The 20792-nt window shown below is 40.3% G+C and carries 19 protein-coding genes and 2 pseudogenes; 19 read left to right on the top strand and 2 right to left on the bottom strand.

The window, feature by feature from the left end; all coding sequences use genetic code 11:
- Positions 1–10 precede the first annotated feature (10 nt).
- The 9 genes and pseudogenes from FPQ10_RS07965 (at position 11) to pdxA (ending at position 9612) form a co-directional block, all read left to right on the top strand.
- Positions 11–442: a hypothetical protein gene (locus tag FPQ10_RS07965; protein WP_144162780.1), complete on the top strand. Its 432-nt coding sequence runs from the start codon at positions 11–13 to the stop codon at positions 440–442.
- 14 nt (positions 443–456) lie between these two features.
- The gene (locus FPQ10_RS07960) at positions 457–906 is read left to right on the top strand and encodes a hypothetical protein (protein WP_144162778.1); all 450 of its coding nucleotides are present in this window, start codon (positions 457–459) and stop codon (positions 904–906) included.
- 85 nt (positions 907–991) lie between these two features.
- Positions 992–1108: pseudogene (locus FPQ10_RS13330) on the top strand (nucleoside deaminase); the annotation flags it as partial.
- A gap of 257 nt (positions 1109–1365) precedes the next feature.
- The gene (codB, locus tag FPQ10_RS07950) at positions 1366–2619 is read left to right on the top strand and encodes a cytosine permease (protein WP_144162776.1); all 1254 of its coding nucleotides are present in this window, start codon (positions 1366–1368) and stop codon (positions 2617–2619) included.
- A 4-nt stretch (positions 2620–2623) separates the two neighbouring features.
- Positions 2624–3883 (top strand): cytosine deaminase, encoded by a 1260-nt coding sequence (gene codA, locus FPQ10_RS07945; protein ID WP_144162774.1) that lies wholly within the window; start codon positions 2624–2626, stop codon positions 3881–3883.
- A 497-nt stretch (positions 3884–4380) separates the two neighbouring features.
- Complete coding sequence (locus FPQ10_RS07940; RefSeq protein WP_144162772.1) at positions 4381–6099, top strand: sigma-54-dependent Fis family transcriptional regulator; 1719 nt, start codon at positions 4381–4383, stop codon at positions 6097–6099.
- 215 nt (positions 6100–6314) lie between these two features.
- Entirely contained in the window at positions 6315–7301 is a 987-nt protein-coding gene (locus FPQ10_RS07935; RefSeq protein ID WP_144162770.1) for a 2-keto-3-deoxygluconate permease, read from the top strand.
- 21 nt (positions 7302–7322) lie between these two features.
- On the top strand, positions 7323–8624 hold the full coding sequence (locus tag FPQ10_RS07930; RefSeq protein WP_144162768.1) for a four-carbon acid sugar kinase family protein: 1302 nt from the start codon (positions 7323–7325) through the stop codon (positions 8622–8624).
- On the top strand, positions 8617–9612 hold the full coding sequence (gene pdxA, locus FPQ10_RS07925; protein ID WP_144162766.1) for a 4-hydroxythreonine-4-phosphate dehydrogenase PdxA: 996 nt from the start codon (positions 8617–8619) through the stop codon (positions 9610–9612). Before FPQ10_RS07930 ends, pdxA begins: the two co-directional genes overlap by 8 nt.
- Before the next feature lie 256 nt (positions 9613–9868).
- On the opposite strand, the gene FPQ10_RS07920 is transcribed toward pdxA, so the two are convergent.
- Positions 9869–10051 (bottom strand): hypothetical protein, encoded by a 183-nt coding sequence (locus FPQ10_RS07920; protein WP_068446700.1) that lies wholly within the window; start codon positions 10049–10051, stop codon positions 9869–9871.
- A gap of 191 nt (positions 10052–10242) precedes the next feature.
- On the opposite strand from FPQ10_RS07920, the pseudogene FPQ10_RS13325 reads away from it, so the two are divergent.
- The 10 genes and pseudogenes from FPQ10_RS13325 to FPQ10_RS07875 form a co-directional block, all read left to right on the top strand.
- Positions 10243–10353 (top strand): annotated as a pseudogene (locus FPQ10_RS13325) (metal-sulfur cluster assembly factor); the annotation flags it as partial.
- The gene (locus FPQ10_RS07910) at positions 10349–11149 is read left to right on the top strand and encodes an N-acetylneuraminate lyase (RefSeq protein WP_144162764.1); all 801 of its coding nucleotides are present in this window, start codon (positions 10349–10351) and stop codon (positions 11147–11149) included. The pseudogene FPQ10_RS13325 and the gene FPQ10_RS07910, both read left to right, overlap by 5 nt.
- Positions 11150–11174: 25 nt before the next feature.
- Entirely contained in the window at positions 11175–11843 is a 669-nt protein-coding gene (locus FPQ10_RS07905) for an N-acetylmannosamine-6-phosphate 2-epimerase (RefSeq protein ID WP_144162762.1), read from the top strand.
- 26 nt (positions 11844–11869) lie between these two features.
- On the top strand, positions 11870–12946 hold the full coding sequence (locus FPQ10_RS07900) for a sialic acid TRAP transporter substrate-binding protein SiaP (RefSeq protein ID WP_144162760.1): 1077 nt from the start codon (positions 11870–11872) through the stop codon (positions 12944–12946).
- Positions 12947–12971: 25 nt separating this feature from the next.
- Positions 12972–13448: a TRAP transporter small permease gene (locus FPQ10_RS13205; protein WP_216686706.1), complete on the top strand. Its 477-nt coding sequence runs from the start codon at positions 12972–12974 to the stop codon at positions 13446–13448.
- On the top strand, positions 13449–14726 hold the full coding sequence (locus FPQ10_RS07895; RefSeq protein ID WP_216686705.1) for a TRAP transporter large permease: 1278 nt from the start codon (positions 13449–13451) through the stop codon (positions 14724–14726).
- 31 nt (positions 14727–14757) lie between these two features.
- Positions 14758–15666 (top strand): ROK family protein, encoded by a 909-nt coding sequence (locus tag FPQ10_RS07890; RefSeq protein WP_255439796.1) that lies wholly within the window; start codon positions 14758–14760, stop codon positions 15664–15666.
- 399 nt (positions 15667–16065) lie between these two features.
- Positions 16066–16704: an SGNH/GDSL hydrolase family protein gene (locus FPQ10_RS07885; protein ID WP_144162756.1), complete on the top strand. Its 639-nt coding sequence runs from the start codon at positions 16066–16068 to the stop codon at positions 16702–16704.
- Between the two features lie 604 nt (positions 16705–17308).
- Entirely contained in the window at positions 17309–18220 is a 912-nt protein-coding gene (locus FPQ10_RS07880) for a glycine betaine ABC transporter substrate-binding protein (RefSeq protein ID WP_144162754.1), read from the top strand.
- Between the two features lie 207 nt (positions 18221–18427).
- Positions 18428–19576 (top strand): dicarboxylate/amino acid:cation symporter, encoded by a 1149-nt coding sequence (locus tag FPQ10_RS07875; protein ID WP_144162752.1) that lies wholly within the window; start codon positions 18428–18430, stop codon positions 19574–19576.
- A 58-nt stretch (positions 19577–19634) separates the two neighbouring features.
- Here FPQ10_RS07875 and FPQ10_RS07870 read toward each other — a convergent pair whose 3' ends face one another.
- On the bottom strand, positions 19635–20525 hold the full coding sequence (locus FPQ10_RS07870) for a fructose bisphosphate aldolase (RefSeq protein WP_144162750.1): 891 nt from the start codon (positions 20523–20525) through the stop codon (positions 19635–19637).
- Positions 20526–20792 lie beyond the last annotated feature (267 nt).

The following is a 20792-nucleotide window of genomic DNA, read 5'->3' as shown; positions in this document are numbered from 1 at the left end:
AGTAAGTAGGATGAATGTTAAGTATCGTTACTGGATAACTGGCTTTTTTTGTATTGGAACACTAGGTATTTTTCAATGTATGAGCGTTCAGTTTATCGAGTTGGTGAGCTGGGGTAATGTTCAAAAAATAAGTAAGAGATTTATTTTTAAAACGTTATTTTTACTTTTACTAATTGCTTCTTATATGGTTATTAGTGGTGAGCAAGGAATAAATGCAATGCCAGGTGGTTGTGAAATAAAAAGTATTGAGATAAATGTTAGCCCAGCTCCAACTGAGAGTGATACTGAGGATTTTAGAATTATGTGTGGTAGTGCTGGCCAAATAAAATGGAATGGAATAAAATCCTCTGCTAACCTCACCAACCAAACATCTACAGGTAAACCAACTCTGCAATATCCAGCATCAAACTCGAGGGTTTGGGACAAAATTAGATATAAATAAGGTAGTTGATTATAATGAAGAAAAAAAATGGAGAAAAACTCCATGTTTGGCAACCTGACATGACTTTAAAGGGTAAAAACCCATCAGAAATAGTTATGGAGGAAGTGGCTTGCAAGCCCGATTCATTGACCATAATTTTCAAAGACTTTTATAGTAATAGAATAAAAATTGTGTATGATCAGGAATGCCCTTTAGAGTACGTTGTTTGGAGCTTTCGGTATGGAACGGAGATAGGGAGGTCAGATTTGAGTAGGTTAGATCAAGATTTTTCCTTTTTAAATTCAGATGAATCCCCATATTTTTTTAAAGTATCTAATTCTTCCTATATTAAGTCATTTGACAATAACCATATAGCTAATAAACAACTTTATCCCACAGTAGAGCATCATTTATATCTGACTGGAGATGATGTTTTTGAAGTAATATCAAACTACGAACCAAAAATAATTAAATACTATGGCTGATAATAGGAGTTTAGACGTTACAAAAGTGATACATGTAGACCTAAATTTGCTACTTCACTAAACGATTCAGATGTAGAATCCATTTGTTTACAATTTACCGATTCAAGAGGTGATTCGCGACGCGGAGATAGATGGTCCGGTCCCTGAATTGGCCGCGGAAGTCCGTGAGCTTCACGTTCAGCTTCATCAGAAGAATCGTTAAAATAAAGCTCCATTCATCTTGACAATCAACGTTTACATTGTAATAATGAGAACAATCACATATGGGTACCTTTAATTCAGTCCAGAGAGACTGACAAGGACAACGGTTTAGAAATGGGATACGTGTATGCACGTCGCAGCACGTCATTCTATTTCTAAAAGCTTCTTGTCGGTCGGACAAGGAGCTTTTTTTGTGCGAAAATCTGTAAATCTCCTTGTTCGACTTGGTGCCAGTGAAAAGACAAGGGGGAATTGAATATGGATCATGAATTTTCATTACGTGCAGTACCACAATCTCATCGGGTCGGTTTTATGAAAATGTTTGCGGTGATGATGGGATTAACGTTTTTCTCAGCAAGTATGTTGTCGGGTGGCGAGTTAGGTTTAGGCTTAACCTTTCAAGAGTTCATTTGGATGGTGTTATTAGGAAACTTAATTCTTGGGCTGTACACAAGTGGCTTGGCGTATATGGCTGCAAAAACAGGTTTATCGACACACTTGCTTGCAAGATACGCATTTGGTGAAAAGGGTTCGTATTTAGCTTCATTTTTACTAGGCGCAACACAAGTCGGTTGGTTCGGTGTGGGATTGGCAATGTTTGCCGTTCCTGTGCACAAGGTGACGGGCATTGATATGTGGCTGTTAGTCATTCTTTCAGGGATCGTCATGACAGCATCAGCCTTTTACGGTATGAAGGCATTGGCCATCTTAAGTTTTATCGCGGTTCCTGCCATTGCAATCATCGGGAGCGTGTCTGTTGGAATAGCTATTAACGATCTTGGAGGTATCGCTCAACTAGCTAACTATCAACCAGAAACGTCACTAGGACTTGCCGTCGCATTGACGATTTGTGTGGGGTCGTTTGCGAGTGCAGGCACATTGACTCCTGATTTCGTCCGGTTTGCGAAAACGAAAAAGTCAGCTGTCATCATTACATTGATTGCGTTTTTCATCGGAAATTCGTTGATGTTCCTATTCGGCGCAGTCGGAGCAATCTCTACTGGATTTGGAGATATTTCAGAAGTCATGTTTGTCCAAGGGCTAATTGTTCCGGCGATTATCGTTCTCGGGTTAAACATTTGGACGACGAATGATAACGCGCTATATGCATCTGGCTTAGGCTTTTCGAATATCACGAAAATGAAAAAAAGCAAGCTCGTCATTATCAACGGAATCATCGGAACAATCTTTGCGATGTGGTTATACAATAATTTCGTCGGCTGGTTATCCTTATTAGGAGCTGCCCTTCCGCCAATTGGCGCGATTTTACTTGCGGATTTCTTTATTTTAAGAAAAGGACACTATGCACCATTGGAAGAGACGACATTCCAAGCTGTTCGTTGGCCGGCGATTATCGCATGGGTCGGAGGCTTTGCGGCTGCACAGTTTCTTCCAGGCATTCCACCGTTAAATGGCATGATTGGTTCGGTTATTATATTTATAGGTTTAACATTCGTTTTGGAGCGAGTTATGGGAACGAAAACGAGTGTCATTGTAGGAAAAGAGGTATAAGTAGATGATTATACAAAATGCTTCATTAGCAAAACGAGAAGGTTTATGGAACATTCATATCGAGAATGGATTTTTCAAGAAAATCGAAACAGCCAAGCCGATCGATGGCGCTTTGGACGTGGGTGGTAAGCTTGTGAGTGCGCCTTTCATTGAGCCACATATTCATTTGGATACGACACTGACAGCTGGAGAGCCAAAGTGGAATGAGAGCGGCACATTATTTGAAGGCATTGAAACGTGGGCTGAGCGAAAACAATTATTGACGATTGAAGATGTGAAACGACGAGCAACAAAAGCGATTCAGTGGCAGATCAGTCAAGGAATTCAACATATTCGTACGCATGTAGACGTTTGTGACCCAACATTAACAGCTTTGAAAGCTTTGATCGAAGTGAAAGAAGAGATGAAGGACTATGTCGATCTTCAGTTGGTTGCTTTCCCTCAAGAAGGCTATTTATCATATCCGAAAGGGAAAGAGCTTGTGGAGGAAGCTTTAAAGATGGGAGCAGATGTCGTCGGTGGCATTCCACATTTTGAATTCACTCGCGAATATGGTGTGGAATCGATGAAAATTGCTTTTGACCTAGCTGAAAAGTACGATAAGCTCGTCGATATCCACTGTGATGAGATTGATGATGAGCAGTCGCGTTTTGTTGAAGTTGTTGCAACAGAAGCGTTTGAAAGAGGCCTAGGCAATCGGGTGACAGCGAGTCATACGACAGCGATGCATTCATATAACGGGGCATATGTATCGAAATTAATGAAAATCTTAAAGCTTTCAAACATCAACTTTGTCGCCAATCCACTCGTGAACACGCATTTACAAGGTCGGTTTGATGATTATCCGAAACGCCGCGGTGTAACCCGGGTGAAAGAATTGACGGAAGCGGGCCTTAATGTTTGCTTTGGTCATGATGATATCGTCGATCCGTGGTATCCGATCGGAACGGGGAATATGTTGCAAGTACTGCTTATGGGGATACATGTGACCCACTTGATGGGCTACCACCAAATCGTTCATTCATTTGATTATATTACAGAAAATAGCGCGGTTACCTTAGATATTCAAGATCAATACGGAATTGAAGAAGGTAAGCCGGCGAACTTTATTATCTTGAATGCGACGAATCGATACGATGCGATTCGAACACAAGCAGAAGTGCTGGCTTCTTATCGAAACGGAAGAAAAATTGCAGAAACAAAACCTAAGGAAATGTCGCTGTTTTTAGATGATGAAAAACGTATTGACTATAGCTTAAATTAACAATCTTCAGGATTAAAATGAGCTGAAAAGCAACAGAATAATTCAATTATTTATTAAAGATAAAGTTAACCACTACCCACGATTGGAACCTTTCTATTCGTGGGTAGTGTGCGTTTTTTACTCGCTACCTTTGATTAGTGCGCTTCTGTTCGAAGATAGCGCATGATTTTTTCTCTCTATGCCTGAATAGTCCATCATTGGATCTTATGACTTCAGCATTAATTTGCGCGGCTTCAGTGTTAAACCACGCACCTTCAGTGTTAATCTGCGCGTCTTCAGTGTTAAACAACGCATCTTCAGTGTTAATTCGTGCACCTTCAGTGTTAATCCACGCCGCTTCAGTGTTAATTCACGCGTCTTCAGTGTTAACCCACGTGTCTTCAGTGTTAATCCACGCCCCTTCAGTTTCTTAAAAAATCCCTCCCGCAATACATGACACAAAAACCACTTTATGGCATAATACAATTGTTGAAATATGCAACGGATGAGGGGTTTTTATGATTAAGGTTTTACTCGTAGCACCATATAATGGTCTGGCGGAAACAGCGAAAAATATCGAGGTTCCAGATGATATTCAATTGGATACGACGGTAGCAAACTTGGAAAAAGGTGTCATCGAGGCCAAGCGTGCGGAAGAGCAAGGTTATGACATCATTATCAGTCGTGGTGGAACGGCGTCACTGATTCAAGAATCCATTTCCATTCCTGTCGTACACATTGATATTACTGGTTACGATATGCTTCGTGTGTTTACCTTGATCAGTGGGGTGAAATCCGGTGTAGCACTCGTAGGTTTTAAAAATATATCTGAAGGTTCAGCGACTATTTGTAATATTTTAGATTTCGACGTAAAAATGGTTACCATACAGTCATCGAATGAAGTGCAAGCTAATTTAGAGCGGCTAAAACAAGAAGGATTCACTGTTGTCATTGGTGACGTTATAACGATCGAGGTTGCTCAGCGGCTTGGTTTACGAGGTGTTTTGATTACTTCCGGAAGAGAAGCGATTATGAATGCCATCGACGAAGCAAAGCGAATCCACCACTTCTTTCGAAGAGTTAATTATCGCCATCATATTTATCGGCAAGTCCTTAATGAGATGCCCCTTCCGGTGATGTTAGTGGATGAAGAGGGGAAAGTTCTCGAACAAAATGGTTCATTTGCCGAAATAGACCCAACGAAGAAGTTGGTACATGCAGAATCGTTTATCCAACTTGTCAGAAGAGTTCTTGATCAACAACAAATTCAGTGGCAAGAAATCAAATGTGAATCGCGTATCTATCAACTCCAAGGTTTTCTCGTTAGCAAGACAGAGAAGATTGTTGGAATTCAATTGAATGCAACTACGTATAATCCTAACGGGCAGCAAGTGATATCTATGATGAGCGACCCAGCAAATCAACCACTGATTGGAGACAGTGATCGCGTGCACCAACTTGAAGAGAAGATTGGTCATGCAGCGGCGACTGACGAAATGACTTGTATTGTAGGAGAGAAGGGAACAGGGAAGTTTACAGTCGCCAAACAAATTCATTTTAAACGTTTTGATCAAACCGCACCGATTGTAGAGATTCATGGATCGCTATTTACGAATGAAAGCTTTACCTATTTAGAGGAAATACTTCACTCGTTAACAAGTGGAACAGTGATTGTGAAAAATATAGATTTGATTTCTTCCGATGTCCAAAGAGATCTCATATACCGATTGACCGTCTTATCGAAGCGAATTAAAATCATACTTTTACAGGAAGAATTGCTGGAGACCGATGCTGTGAGCGATTACGATGACGAAATCATTTACCTTCCACCACTCCGAGAGCGTAAAAAAGATATATTGGCTTTTATTGATTATTTTTTGACGGAGATGCATATGGAAAAGGGAAGTGAAACCGTCGGGGTAAACGATCAGGCCGCTCAATGCTTGCTACAATATGATTGGAAGGGAAATATTCCAGAATTACGAGCGGTTGTGAAACAATTAAGTAGTTTAGCGAATGGATATTATATTGATGTCCCCGATGTTAATAAGGTTATGAATAAGCTTTCTGCATCAAATAACTCAGTGAAACCATTAGCGATGGAAGGTACATTAAAAGAAATTGAAAAGCAGGTCATCCAGCAAGTGTTGACGGAAGAAAATCAAAATCAAACGAAGGCAGCAAAGAGATTAGGAATCAACCGTTCAACATTATGGCGAAAATTAAGAGATGAATAATAAATAACAAAATCATAGGGAATGAAAAAAAAAGAGGATCTGTATAAGGTCCTCTTTTTGTTTCATTTTGCAACACAAATAACGGAACAAGAGCATTAATAAAATATTATTATAAAATAATGTTGCATTTTTAATCGGATTAAATTATTATTACACGTGTAACCGCTTTATTGGTGTTCGAAAATTAAACGATTTACATATGAAGGAGGAGAATAATGAAGATTAAAGCAACATTGGATCGAATTCCGGGCGGCATGATGGTTGTCCCATTATTGCTTGCTGCAACACTCAATACATTTGCACCCGATTTGTTGAGAATCGGTAACTTTACACAACAATTATTTGTCGATGGTGCAGGCACATTGATTGCCCTATTCCTGTTATGTACAGGTGCACAAATTAATCTACGGAACGTCGGTGTCAGCCTTGGAAAAGGTGCGACATTGTTGGCGACCAAATGGTTTGTCGGAGCAATATTCGGTTTACTTGCGTATATGTTCGCAGGAGAAAATGGATTGTGGTTGGGCTTGGCACCGATTGCAATTATTGCTGCCATGACGAACAGTAACGGCGGTTTATACGTCGCGTTAGTTGGACAATATGGTGACAAAACAGATCGCGCAGCTTATTCCCTGTTAGCTTTAAACGATGGTCCGTTCTTTACGATGGTTGCATTGGCGATCTTCGGTGCAATGGGCTTTGTTGACGGATTGTTCTCATTCGTTTCATTCATTTCCGTACTATTGCCGATCATTGTGGGTATGGTGTTAGGGAACTTGGATGATGAAATGCGTAAATTCTTGGATAAAGGTAGCTCGATGTTAATTCCATTCTTCGCGTTTGCGCTTGGTATGGGAATTGATTTCAATGCAATCATTAATGGTGGGCTTTCTGGCGTCCTTCTTGGTTTAGCAACAGTATTTATCACGGGTACAGCAGGGTACTTTGTCTTTAAAGCACTTAAATGGAACCCGATTGCTGGTGCGGCTGAAGGATCTACAGCAGGTAACGCAGTAGCAACACCAGCAGCAATTGCCGCGGCAAGTGCAACATTTGCAACAAATGTTGACTTGGCGACCGTGCAGGTAGCTGCATCTACGGTAACGACCGCAATCTTACTACCGATCTATATCGGATTTCTTGTAAAACGTCTGGAGAAAAAAGGTGTGAATATACCAGACGATTATGTGGTGCATGAATAACATTAAAGGAAGTTATCAACAATGAGATTACAAATAGGAATTATAGCGGATGATCTGACGGGCGCGAATGATTCAGGTGTTCAATTGACAAAAAAGGGAATACCTACGTCTGTGTTGTTCGATATTCCACAAGCCTCAAATAGGCTTAACCACGGTTTGGTGATTGATACAAATTCGCGCGCTTTAGCGAAGAAAGATGCAATATCCATCACAATCCAGGCTGGGGAATATTTGAAAAATGCAGGTTTTACTACGATCTATAAAAAAATGGATTCGACGTTAAGAGGGTATATCGGTACAGAGTTACAGACACTAGAAGAAGTCTTTGGCCCTGAATTTATCTTCATCGCGCCAGCATTCCCATCACTTGGACGAACGACAAAGAATGGGATCCATTATGTCAATGGCGTGGAGTTGGCAGAAACAGAAACGGCAAAAGATCCAAAACACCCGGTGAAAAATTCATCGATTCCAGCATTGATTGAAGAAGAGATCGGCGTGCCGGTTGGTCTGATTCGCCAAGAAGACATTTACTTGGATAATGACTCTTTTGCGAAGAAGATTGAAAACTTTAAAGAACAGGGGATCTCTTACCTTGTTTGCGATGCTGAATCGTTTGAAGACCTCCGAGAAGGTGCGAAGAAAATGAGCTCGATTTCTCGGAATGTCATTTGGGCAGGTTCTGCTGGTTTGGCGGAAGTCCTTCCAGAGACATTAGGTCTTGAAAGCGAAGTCGGTGAGCAAGTCGAACGAAGAGCGGAACGTGTGATGACAGTTTGTGGGAGTTTATCACAAGTAACACAAGGGCAAGTTCAATATGCAGCAAACCAACCACAGATCGAAGCCGTTGAAATCGACCCGACAATCTTCTTTTTAGATGAATGGGAATATGCTCGACAAACGTATATTGAACGGTGTTTAGAAGGGTTTGCAAAAGAGAAAGATGTCGTCTTGTATGTACCCTCGGATGAACGTGCGCGCAGCGATGTGAAAGCAATCGGTGAAAAACTGAAACTAACTAAAAATGCAATTGGTGAACGAATCTCAAACGGCATCGGTGAAATCGTCGAACAAGTAGCTTTTAGAAATAGAGATCTGACCGGCTTTGTTTTAACGGGTGGCGATACTGCAAAAGATACATCTCGTCATCTGGGAGGGCTAGGTTTTCAACTTATACAAGAGGTGGAAACAGGCATTCCTTTAGGAACATTGATTGGTCCGGAAAAAGACTACTTAGTCATTACAAAGGCAGGCGCGTTTGGAACTGAAACTTCCATACACCATGCGATGCTTGAATTAAAAGGAGTTCATAACCATGTCTAATAAGCCAATTATAGGAATTACAATGGGCGATGCAGCAGGCGTAGGTCCTGAAATCATCGTTAAAAGTTTACAGACAGAGAGAATATACAAAGAAGCTACACCAATCGTCATTGGTGATGCAAAAATGCTGAAAAAAGCAGTAGAGAATTTAAAGATAGAAGCGTCTATTAAAGTGATCGATAGAGATACGGATTTTGAAACAACATACGGTGAAATTGCTTGTATTGATTTAGATATTTTACCTGCAGACCTTCCTTTTGGTGAAGTTTCCAGTGAAGCAGGTCATGCTGCGTTTGAATATCTTCGTACAGCGATTGAACTGGCAAACGAACAAAAAATCGATGCCATTTGTACAGCGCCTTTGAACAAAGAAGCGCTGCATAAAGGTGGTCATATTTACCCAGGACATACAGAGATCCTGGCGGAATTGACCGATACAAAAGACTTTTCCATGATGCTTTCATCTCCTAAGTTGAAAGTCATCCATGTGACGACCCACGTCGGGTTAATTGATGCAATAAACATGATCGAACCGGAACGTGTCTATAAAGTTATCCGCTTAGCGCATGACACATTGAGCAAATCAGGGATTGACCAGCCGAAAATCGGTGTGTGTGGCATTAACCCACACGCAGGCGAGAACGGATTATTCGGCTATGGTGAGGAAGAAGAAAAAATCATTCCAGCCATCGAACGGGCAACAGGAGAAGGTATTGATGTCGAAGGACCACTTCCTGCGGACACATTATTTTTCCGTGCACAACGAGGTGATTTTGATATCGTTGTAGCGATGTATCATGACCAAGGACACGGGCCAATCAAGGTGTTAGGCCTTGAAGCGGGTGTGAATATCACTGTCGGCCTTCCAATCATACGAACAAGTGTCGACCATGGAACAGCATTTGATATTGCTGGAAAAGGAATTGCCGATGAAAGAAGTATGCTGGAAGCGTTAGATCAAGCCATTGAATTAGCGCCGAAGCGATAATCAAAATTCAACAAAAAAAGCACGCCTAAACGGGTAAGTAGTTCACTTTTGGTGGAGAAAAAGCAAATTAACAATAAAATTAGCATTTAAAATCACACCGTATTTCAGTAGGATTTTAACATCATAAATCACAACGAAATCAGCATACAAAATAACATACGTTTTAGTATAAATTTAAAATGAAAAAAGTCGCTCATATTGTTGAGCGACTTTTTCATATATTAATTTTGTTATTCCACAATCGCGCCCGTTTGCTTTACAAACCCGTTAATTGATCTCCTCTATTCGAGCCTAAAAGCGTGAATATCGCTGAAATAATAACAAAATACGCCCAGTAGCTATTATTGTATACTGCCAACACTATGCCAATAACCCCTAATAATAAAGACGTTGCTGTTAATGACCACCATTTTGCATCTTTTAGTACTGCCCAGTTCAATTATTACACCCCCTTTTTCCTAACTTGGGCGTCATAACCAACATTATATAGTAGCCCGATAAGCCAAGAAAAATCGTAATTATTATTCCATTCTTGCACCCGATTGTTTCATAATCATTTTTTTAAAGAGATTTTTTTAGCCGTAGCTCCTGAAGGATAGGATTCCCTTATATCCCCATCAATCCATATAGGTCGATCTAGGACTGGTTTATGGCATTGATGTCGATGAAGACAATAATGTTCGAATCACAATGACGCTCACTACACCTGGTTGCCCACTACACGAAAGTATTGAAAATGGTTCGGCAGAATATTGACGTAATGAAAGTCGACGGCTTATATATCGGCGGTTCAACAGGAGAAAGTTTCTTAATGGATGAAACCATGAGGAAAGAACTGCTTAAAATCGTCAAAGATGAAGCTGGAGATGCCGTAACGCTGATTGGCCAGATCGGTTCATTAAACATAGAAGAAGCGATCAGATTGGGTAACGAAGCCAAGGAACTTGGGTATGACGCATTGTCAGCGATTACCCCTTACTATTACAAGTTCAGTTTTGAAGAGATCAAGTCTTACTATCAACGGATTACAGAAGAAACGAATCATCCAATGATTGTTTATTCCATTCCGGTGCTAACTGGAACACAAATGACAATCGATGACTATGGTGAGTTATTGGCCATTCCAAATGTCATTGGCGTCAAATATTCCGACACAAACCTTTCTAGACTCACGAAGTTGAAAGAGCTGTATCCGGATAAAGTGTTCTTCGGTGGTGCAGACGACATGCTGCTTCAATTCATTATTTCTGGAGCAGATGGAGCAATCGGCAGTACTTACAGTCTACTTGGAAAGCAAGCGAAAGCATTATTTGATGCGATTCAAAATTCAGATCTTAAAAAAGCGCAAAGCTTACAGCTAGAAATGAATCAAGTAATCGCTAAAATGGAAAACATCGGCGTTTATCAGACACTCAAACATGTACTGAAAGAACAAGGTGTCGACGCTGGCTTTATGAAGTTCCCTTTCAAAGAATTAACGGATGATAAAAAACGACAGGCAACAGAGATCGTTGACATCTTAGCTTCAGGGAAATAAATCATCTTAGTGGGAGTATAAGTTGATGAGCAAAAAATTAATTGTATCTTGTCAAGCTTTAGAAGAAGAACCGCTTCACAGCCCGCTCATTATGTCCAAAATGGCATTGGCGGCCTATCAAGGTGGAGCGAGTGGCATTCGTGCCAATACAGTCGCAGATATTCAAGCAATCAAACAAGAGGTTGATCTACCGATTATCGGGATTATCAAGAGAGATTATGGGGACAATGAAGTTCGGATCACCGCAACGTTAAAAGAAGTGGAAGAGTTAGCGACAGAAGGCGTCGAAGTTATTGCGTTTGACGCTACAAATCGAATTCGCCCACACAACAAAAGCTTTGATCAATTCTTTCGTGAAGTGAAAGAAAAGTTTCCAAACCAAAAGTTCATGGCAGATGTTTCGACAGTTGAAGAAGCAGTGCATGCCGAAAAGCTTGGTGTTGATATTGTTGCTACGACATTAGTCGGTTACACACCGTATACACAAGGGGATGTTCCGCTTGAGGTTTTAGAAGAAACATTGAAAGCGGTTAACGTACCTGTCATTGCAGAAGGAAACATAGATACTCCAGAGAAAGCGAAAAAGGCGTTGGAACTAGGTGCTTATAAGGTGGTCGTCGGCAGTGCCATCACACGACCGCAAGTAATCACGGAGAAGTTTTCTCAAAAAATGAATAAAGTGGAAACCAAATAGGGAGGAAGAAAAATTATGAAAAAAGTTTGTTATTTTTCTTAAGTTTAGCTTTATTGTTGGTTATTGCAGCTTGTGGAGGTAGTGATGAAGATTCTTCTTCAGGGAGCGAAGGCGAAGAGAATGGGGAAGAAAGTAGTAGTGAAAGCAGCAGTGAAGATGGTGAAAGCAGTGAAGCATCCGGTGAATCTTATGAGTTGGAATTCGGTATGCAGCCAAACACACAGGCAAATGAGTACAAAGCTGCTGAGTTTTTAGCGGATTATGTTGAAAAAGAAAGTGATGGCCGTTTGACAGTAACCATCTTCCCAGATGCGCAATTAGGTAATGACCTGTCTATGCTTGGCCAATTGCAGGATGGAACGCTAGATATTACGCTTGCAGAGATGGGGCGTTTCGGTGAGTGGATCCCACGTGCAGAACTATTGGCAATGCCTTATGTAATTGAGGATTTCGATCACATTAAAAACGTTGTATACAACACTGAATTCGGTGAAGAACTACGTGCTGAGTTAGTTGAAGAACATGGTATGCGTGTTATTGATAGTGCTTACAACGGACCGCGTGTAACATCTTCCAACTCTCCAATTGAGGAACTTGCTGACATGGAAGGTATGAGCCTTCGTGTACCAGAAGCACAAACATTGCTTGACTATGCTGAATACACAGGTGCAAACCCTACACCAATGGCTTTCGGTGAAGTTTACTTAGCACTACAAACCGGTCAGGTAGATGGACAGGAAAACCCACTTCCAACAATTGAAGCACAGAGTTTCCATGAAGTTCAAGATTATATTGCGTTGACGAATCACGTTGTTAATGACAACACGTATGTGGTAAGTGAAAAGACCTATCAAGATCTTCCTGAAGATCTTCGCACAATTTTAGAAGAAGGAATTGATGCAGCAACAGATCACCATACGGAATTGTTCCAGACACAAGAGGATGAATTGATTTCCTTCTTTGAAGAAGAAGGCGTAACGATTACTGAGCCGAACTTAGATGAGTTCAGAGAAGCTGTTTCTGAAGCTTACCCTAGCTACTATGAAGATATCGGTGAAGATGCAGAGAAATATATGGAAGTTATTCAAGGGGCAGCGGAATAAACATAAACCATGAAGGTGATTATTCATGTTAAAGAAAATTTATGACAACTTAGAAGAAATAATCGGCAGTGCCCTATTTCTAATCATGTTAATTGTTTTAGTTGCTCAAACTCTGTCACGCCAAGGGGTCGGTGTTCCCTTGGTGTGGTCAGAGGAATTGAGTAAACTTCTTTTTATTTACGCAGGATATTTAGGCATTGTAGCTGGAATTAAAGATAAAGGTCACGTGGCAATTGATGTTTTCGTGAATAAGTTACCTGCCAAAATACAAAAATGGGTTTATTTATTCAACCAATTATTGATTTTGGCTGCACTGATTACGGTGTTTTATATAAGTTTTACAGTCGTCGAAAGACAAGAACATTTAGAAATGGTAACCTTACAGATTTCGTATGTGTATATGTATGCGGCTCTACCAATTCTAACTGGATTAATGATCTTTCGTTTAATTGAGCGATTGATTAAAGAATGGCGTCAAAGTAAAGCAGCGGAGGTGGAATAGATGGAGATTGCGATTATTTTTATCATATGGATTCTGTTGCTCTTCATCGGGATTCCTGTCGGTTTTACATTACTCATTGCTGCGCTTGCATACTTTGCCTTAGGTGACTGGAACCTCATTTTTGCCTCTGCCGCTCAATTGATTGATGGGATTAATAATTTCACATTATTAGCTATACCTTTCTTTATATTGACGGGTACATTGATGAACGCTTCAGGAATTACCGATCGAATCTTCAACTTTGCATTAGCTTTGGTCGGACATATTCCGGGTGGAGTCGGACACGTGAACATTACAGCTAGTTTAATGTTCTCAGGAATGTCAGGTTCTTCATTGGCAGATGCAGGTGGCCTTGGCCAATTGGAAATTCGCACCATGCGTAAAGCGGGTTACCATGATGATTTTAATGGTGGCTTGACCGCAGCGACTTCCATTTTAAGTGGAATTATTCCACCAAGTTTGAACATGATCATTTATGCAGCCATCGCTAACGTGTCAGTTGCATCGATGTTCATTGCCGGGTTGGTTCCAGGTCTTTTAATCGCCATTGCTTTATTCGTGACGACATTTGTTATGGCGAAAAAACGCGGTTACAAAGTTCTTGAACGTGCGAATTTAAAAATAATCTGGAAACGTTTCTTGGAAGCGTTCTGGGCATTGCTTACACCTTTAATTATCATCGTAGGTATTTTCTCGGGGTTTTTCACACCGACTGAAGCTGCTGTTGTCAGTACGGTGTATGCCATGTTCCTTGGTTTCTTTATTTATAAAGAACTGACATTGAAAAAGGCATACGAAAACTTTGTTGAATCGTTTAAAATGACAGGTGTCGTCATCCTTATGCTTGCGGCGATTGAATTTTTCGGTCAATTCGTAGCAAGAGAGCGTGTGGCGATTAAAGTAGCTGACACATTTCTAGGAATTACCGAGGAACCGATTTTCTTATTATTATTGATCAGTTTACTCTTGATTATATTAGGAACGTTTATCGATGCGTTGGCATTGCTGGTTCTTGTTGTACCAGTATTGATTCCGGTCGTCACGAGTGTTGGAATCGATCCGATCTTTTTCGGTGCGTTCGTCATTCTAAACTTAATGATCGGTATTTTGACACCGCCTATGGGGATGGCATTATTCGTTGTATCAAGGGTTGGTAATATACCGGTTGGAACCATGTACCGAGGTGTCCTACCATTTCTTATACCAATCGTTGTCGTTATGTTATTACTCGTCTTTCTCCCTGGAATCTCAACATTCCTCGTCGACATCTTAAGATAGTAATAATAGAAAATGAATGGAGGAAGGCAACGTGTTAGCAGGAGCAATTGATATAGGCGGAACAAGTATCAAATACGGTGTCTTGGATGATCATGGTAAGATTCTAACAAAGGCAAGCATACCAACAGACGTAAAAGGTGGGGGTCCTGCAATCCTTCATCAAGTGAAAGATCTTGTGGGAGAGTTGCAATCTGAGTTTGAGCTTTCTGGCATTGCTATCAGTACGGCCGGTCAGATCAACCGAAAAGAAGGAACAGTCATATACGCGACTGATTCGCTTCCAAATTATACTGGATTAAATATTAAAGAAATATTAGAATCTGAATTCGGTTTGCCTGTTACAGTGGATAATGACGTCAACTGTGCAGCTGTTGGGGAATATTGGAAAGATGCAGCAAAGCAGGTTGATCAATTTCTCTGCATGACACTTGGCACAGGGATTGGCGGTGCAATTGTGATTAATGGAGAGATTTATGATGGAGCTGCTTATTCTGCCGGTGAATTTGGTCATATGAACCTTTATCCAGGTGGTGAGCCGTGCACTTGTGGAGATGAGGGATGTTATGAACGATATGCCTCCAGTAAAGCCTTAAGCAAGCGGGCTCGAAGTGTCATTGAAGACTATGATTCCTTACCAGATTTGTTTTGGCGAGCCAAAAATGAGGACAAGTTAGCAGAGTCTGTCATTAACCGCTGGGTAGATGATGTTGCCTTAGGAATCAAAACGTTGGTACATATCTTTAACCCACTTATGATTGTTATCGGCGGTGGCGTTTCAGAGCAAGGAGATTATTTGCTGGAGAAACTCGAACAGCGCGTCAATCATCGTATCATGAGTTCTTTTGAAAGATCCTTATCGATTAAGCTTGCTCAAAACGGAAATGATGCCAACTTACAAGGCGCTGTCTATCAATTATTGCAATATATGAAGGAAATATAAGCACGACTCAAAAATCACTGCATAATGTAGTGATTTTTGTTTTATCCAATAACCATACTTGTTTTGGGCGCATTTAATTCGGTTTTGGGCGCATATTTATTTTATTTGGTCCCATAAGTTTCCGAATAGGTCGCATAAAGTTCAGTTGAGGGTGCATATCGAGAGGATCTGGCTCATATAACTGTAATTTGGGTGCATATAGTCATCTTTCTCGGGAATATTCATGCCAGGGCGCATATATCTTTTATGGGGGTGCATATCTCCAAAAAGAAGTCACATATCATGCCAAATAGGTTACATAAATTCCGAATTTAAACCCATATAAGATAAAATAAGGGACATATAATCACGCTTCGGGTGCATATCAAAAAATATCAAGATAAGGTGGTATCGTTATTTATGAGAAAACGGATCGTTTGTTTTGGAGATTCGAATACTTGGGGATTAAATGCAGAAACAATGAGAAGATTTCCGGAAGAAGTCAGATGGCCTTGCCTTTTACAAGAAAAATTAGGTGATGAATATCAAATTATCGAAGAAGGGCTTCCTGGTCGGACAAGTGTCATGGACGATCCCTTACTAGAAGGAATGAACGGAATGGATTATATCGTTCCTTGTATAAAGAGCCATGCACCTGTAGAATTGGTCATCATTATGTTAGGAACGAATGATACGAAAGAACGGTTTGGACTGACGGCTCACAATATTGCTCAAGGTATTACTAGACTGGCTAAAAAGGCTCAACACGCACACAAGGAAATTTACAACAAATCAACTCAAGTATTAGTCATTGCCCCACCAGTAATCGGTTCAGACTATCAAAAGACTGAGGTCCGGAAGTCGATGGGTTTCAATTGTGACGTGAAATCGAGGGAGTTACCAGGTCACTTGAAAGCGTTTTTGGATGATACGAATCTATCTTTCTTGGATGCTAGTAAATCGATCACCATGAACCAAGTTGATTACATGCACTTAAATGAAAACGGTCATAAACAATTAAGCGAGCTCGTATTAGAAAAGGTTCGTTTCTTACTGTAAATGATTCAAATGGTGAAAAAAACTCGAAGACCTAGGACCGAATTTGGAAGGCACTAGAGTCGATCTGGTCGTACCATCTTAAATGGAAATTGAATCGGTTGAAAAACTTAAACCTACTGAATAATATCTATTATAATCTAGTTCAAAATATCGAAAATAGCACCCTACCATGAAAAAGTAAATGGTAGGGTGTTATTTTATGTGTTTAAGAAGGCGTGTTTTTTCTGGACCCTTATTATTAAAATCGCTGGAAAGACGGAGAATCAGCACAAAAGGTTCTATTTATAGCCATCTCATTATTACAAGGTTTTCTACTGATTTCTCTGATTTATTAAGTTAGTCTGCTAAAGCACCGAGACTATTCAGTAGCTATTTAGATGATTTCAACGCTATCTTTTATTATTTCAGAATAAGATGTGTATCTAACAGGTTAGTAGCTCATTTGCTGAATAAACCCCGAAAATGCGAATTGTTTAGAAAATTAAAACACTGTAACATTAAAGGGTGGGTAGAGATAAAGATTAAGGAGGGTTTTGATCGATCTCTTTTAATATACTTAAAATCTCAAAAAGAATTTAAATAAGAAAGGAAGAAATAGTTTATTATGATGAAACTGAAAAAATTAGGAATTGTTGCTGGATTATCATTGGCATTAGTTGCTTGTGGTGGAGAAGATGCAGATGAAAGTAGTGCGGAAAGTGAATCAAATGGCGATGTGAATGTTGGTGAAGAAGTTGAGTACACCATCACTGGGATTGAGCCTGGCGCTGGAATTTCCCAGGCGACAAATAAGGCGTTGGAAGAGTATGACAACCTTGAGGGTTGGACACATGAAGAATCCTCTACAGCAGCCATGTTGACGGAACTAGGTGAAGCGCTTGATAATGAAGAAGAAATTATTGTAGCAGCTTGGAACCCGCATTATATGTTCGCAAAGTATGACATTAAATATATTGATGATCCAAAAGGTGTCTACGGTGGGGAAGAATATATCACTACAATTGCTCGTAAAGGGTTAAAAGAAGACATGCCTGAAGCGTATGAAATTCTTGATAATTTCTTCTGGGAAGTAGACGATATGGAATCGATCATGCTAGCAGCTCAAGAAAAAGACTTTGAAGAAGCAGCACAAGATTGGGTTGACGAAAACCAAGAAACAGTCGATAGCTGGTCTGAAGGTGTAGACTCTGTTGATGGTCAGGATATTGAGTTAGCGTTGACTCCATGGGATTCTGAACGTGCATCTGCCCATGTCGCTAAAATTGCCTTGGAATCTAAAGGGTTTAATGTAACATTGACACCCGTTGATCCACAAATCGTTTTCCAAGCTGTATCTGCTGGAGACGCAGATGCTTCTTTAGCTCCTTGGATGCCGCAAACGCACAGGGATTTCTACGAAAAATATGAAGGCGAATATGAAGATTTAGGGAAGAACCTAGAAGGTGCGAAAATAGGTTTAGGTGTACCGACTTACATGGATATTGACTCGATTGAAGACTTAGAACCTAAAAAATAATAGAATAGAAAATTCATAAAGAAGCCAGGAAACTAATGTCACAATGAATATTTCCTGGCTTCTTTTTTTATATTCTGAAACATAACATGATACAATAGCAGATTATACTTATATTAAAAGCAAAATTAATGAAGGTATACGAATTTATTCTTGTCGTGATTTTGTTTCAATGCTATACTACGTCAAAAATGGAAACGGGGAATTCACGTGAAGTTAATAGTAAAATTACTAATTGGAGTGATTTTGGGAATTGCTGTAGGCTTGGTTGCTCCTGAATTTCTAATTCGTATCATCGTTACATTTAAAGAAATTTTTGGCCAATTTTTAGGATTTACAATTCCGTTGATTATCGTTTTTTTCATTATTAGTGGACTAGCGAGCTTTGGGAAGGAATCGGGGAAGATGCTCGGCGTGACTTCCGCGATTGCATATTCATCAACAGTTCTAGCGGGTACACTGGCATTTTTTATTGCAATTATTATTATCCCGATGCTTGTGAATGAAGGTGGAGGAAGTGCTGAAGAGACTGCTGGCTTTGAACCATTCTTTGAGTTGACCATTGATCCAATCATGGGAGTCATGACAGCGCTTGTATTGGCTTTTGTTTTCGGTATAGGAATTACGCGCATACATACTCCAACAATTAGAGCGTTTTTTGACGAAGGTAAAGAAATTGTCGAGCGGTTAATCTGGAAAATTATCATTCCGCTCTTACCGTTTTACATCGCGAGTATTTTTGGTGAGCTAGCTGCCGATGGGGCGGTGTTCAGAACGCTTCAAACATTCGGAGTCGTCCTCATCATGGCAGTTATCGTTCATTGGATTTGGATATTGATTTTGTATGTAGTTGCTGGAGGGATTACTGGAAGAAATCCATTCCGTGCGTTAAAGACGATGTTACCAGCTTACTTTACCGGGTTAGGAACAATGTCTAGTGCGGCAACGATTCCAGTAACTGTAAGACAATCAAAGCAAAACAATGTCGTTGATGGAGTAGCGGACTCAGCGGTCCCATTAAGTGCAACGATTCACTTAGCAGGTAGTACAATTACAATCGTTACATGCTCCGTCGCGGTTATGATGTTGACTGAAGGGCTTTCTCTACCAAGCTTCGCCACAATGCTTCCATTTATTATGATGCTAGGAATCATTATGATTGCTGCACCGGGTGTGCCAGGTGGAGCGGTTATGGCTGCTTTAGGATTACTTGGTAGCATGCTAGGATTTGGCGAAACAGCACTAGGTCTAATGATTGCGTTGTACATGGCGCAAGACAGTTTCGGTACAGCTGCAAACGTTACTGGTGACGGTGCAATTGCCATAATGGTCGACAAGTTTACAAAGAAATTAAACTAAATAAATAAAAAACAAACCTGAGCCTTCAAATGAGGGCTCAGGTTTATTAAATGTTACGTTATTTTTTATTCACAGAAGCATCATAGATGGAGTCAACGGCTTCTTGAAGTGTTTTATTGAATTCTTCATCTGTTTGATCGACATTCAATTCACTGACAAGTGCACGAGAGAAACTGGCAAGCATGCCATCATTCTCTTTTAATTTTTCATTAGCTTCTTCACGTGAATAACCACCAGAAAGGGCGACGAAACGAACAACACGAGGGTGTTCAATCAACTCTTTATAAAGGTTGACCTTTGTCGGGATAGTCAGTTTAAGCATAATGTTTTGGTCTTCAGATAGTTCGTTGACATGTTTAAGGATTTCTTGATTCAATATCTCTTCACATTTCTCTTTATCAGAACTATTGATATCGACTTCTGGCTCAACGATTGGAACTAGCCCAGCGTCAATAATTTGCTTCGCTACTTCAAACTGCTGGTCGACAACCGCTTTAATTCCCTCTTCATTCGGCTCATGGATGACTGAACGCATTTTCGTTCCAAATATATTCCGTTCATTCGCACGACGTAATAGCTCATCTAACTCAGGCATAGGCTTCATCATTTGAACGCCATTTTCTTTTTCAGCTAAACCTTTATCGACTTTCAAAAATGGAACGATGCCTTTATCTGCAAGGTAATCGCCCGTATATTTACCCTCGACTTTGCGATCCATCGTTTGTTCGAAAAGAATTGCACCTAAAATTTTATCCGAAGAAAACGCTGGTGAAGTGACGATTCTTGTCCGAAGTTCATGGACAAGATCAAACATTTCATCCTCGTTTGAATAAGCATCCTCTTGAATACCATAAGCAGCAAGTGCTTTTGGTGTACTGCCACCACTTTGGTCCAATGCAGCAACGAATCCATCATCATTATTCATTCTGTTGAAATGATTTTCGTTCATTTAACTCACTCCTATTATTGATTGTCTTTGTCCTCTCATTATTCTAACATTTTCTGATCATCTAATACAGCCACATCCTAAGGAATACACGTAATCAGTCGGGTCCATTACGAATCGACTGCCCATGCTCACGTCTATACGCTCAAGCGGCGTTGAAATTACAGCGGAAAGTCTTATAGAAGCCTTCTATACCCCCGAGCGTCGAAAAAAATGTGGTGAAAAGTCCTATAGATGCGTTCTATACCCTCGAGTGTCGAAAAAAATGTG

Origin of the sequence: Allobacillus sp. SKP2-8 (assembly GCF_007559355.1) — a bacterium.
Taxonomy (GTDB): Bacteria; Bacillota; Bacilli; order Bacillales; family Alkalibacillaceae; genus Allobacillus; species Allobacillus halotolerans.
Note: the sequence above shows the minus strand (reverse complement) of the source record. Positions and strands in the feature narration are given on the sequence as shown.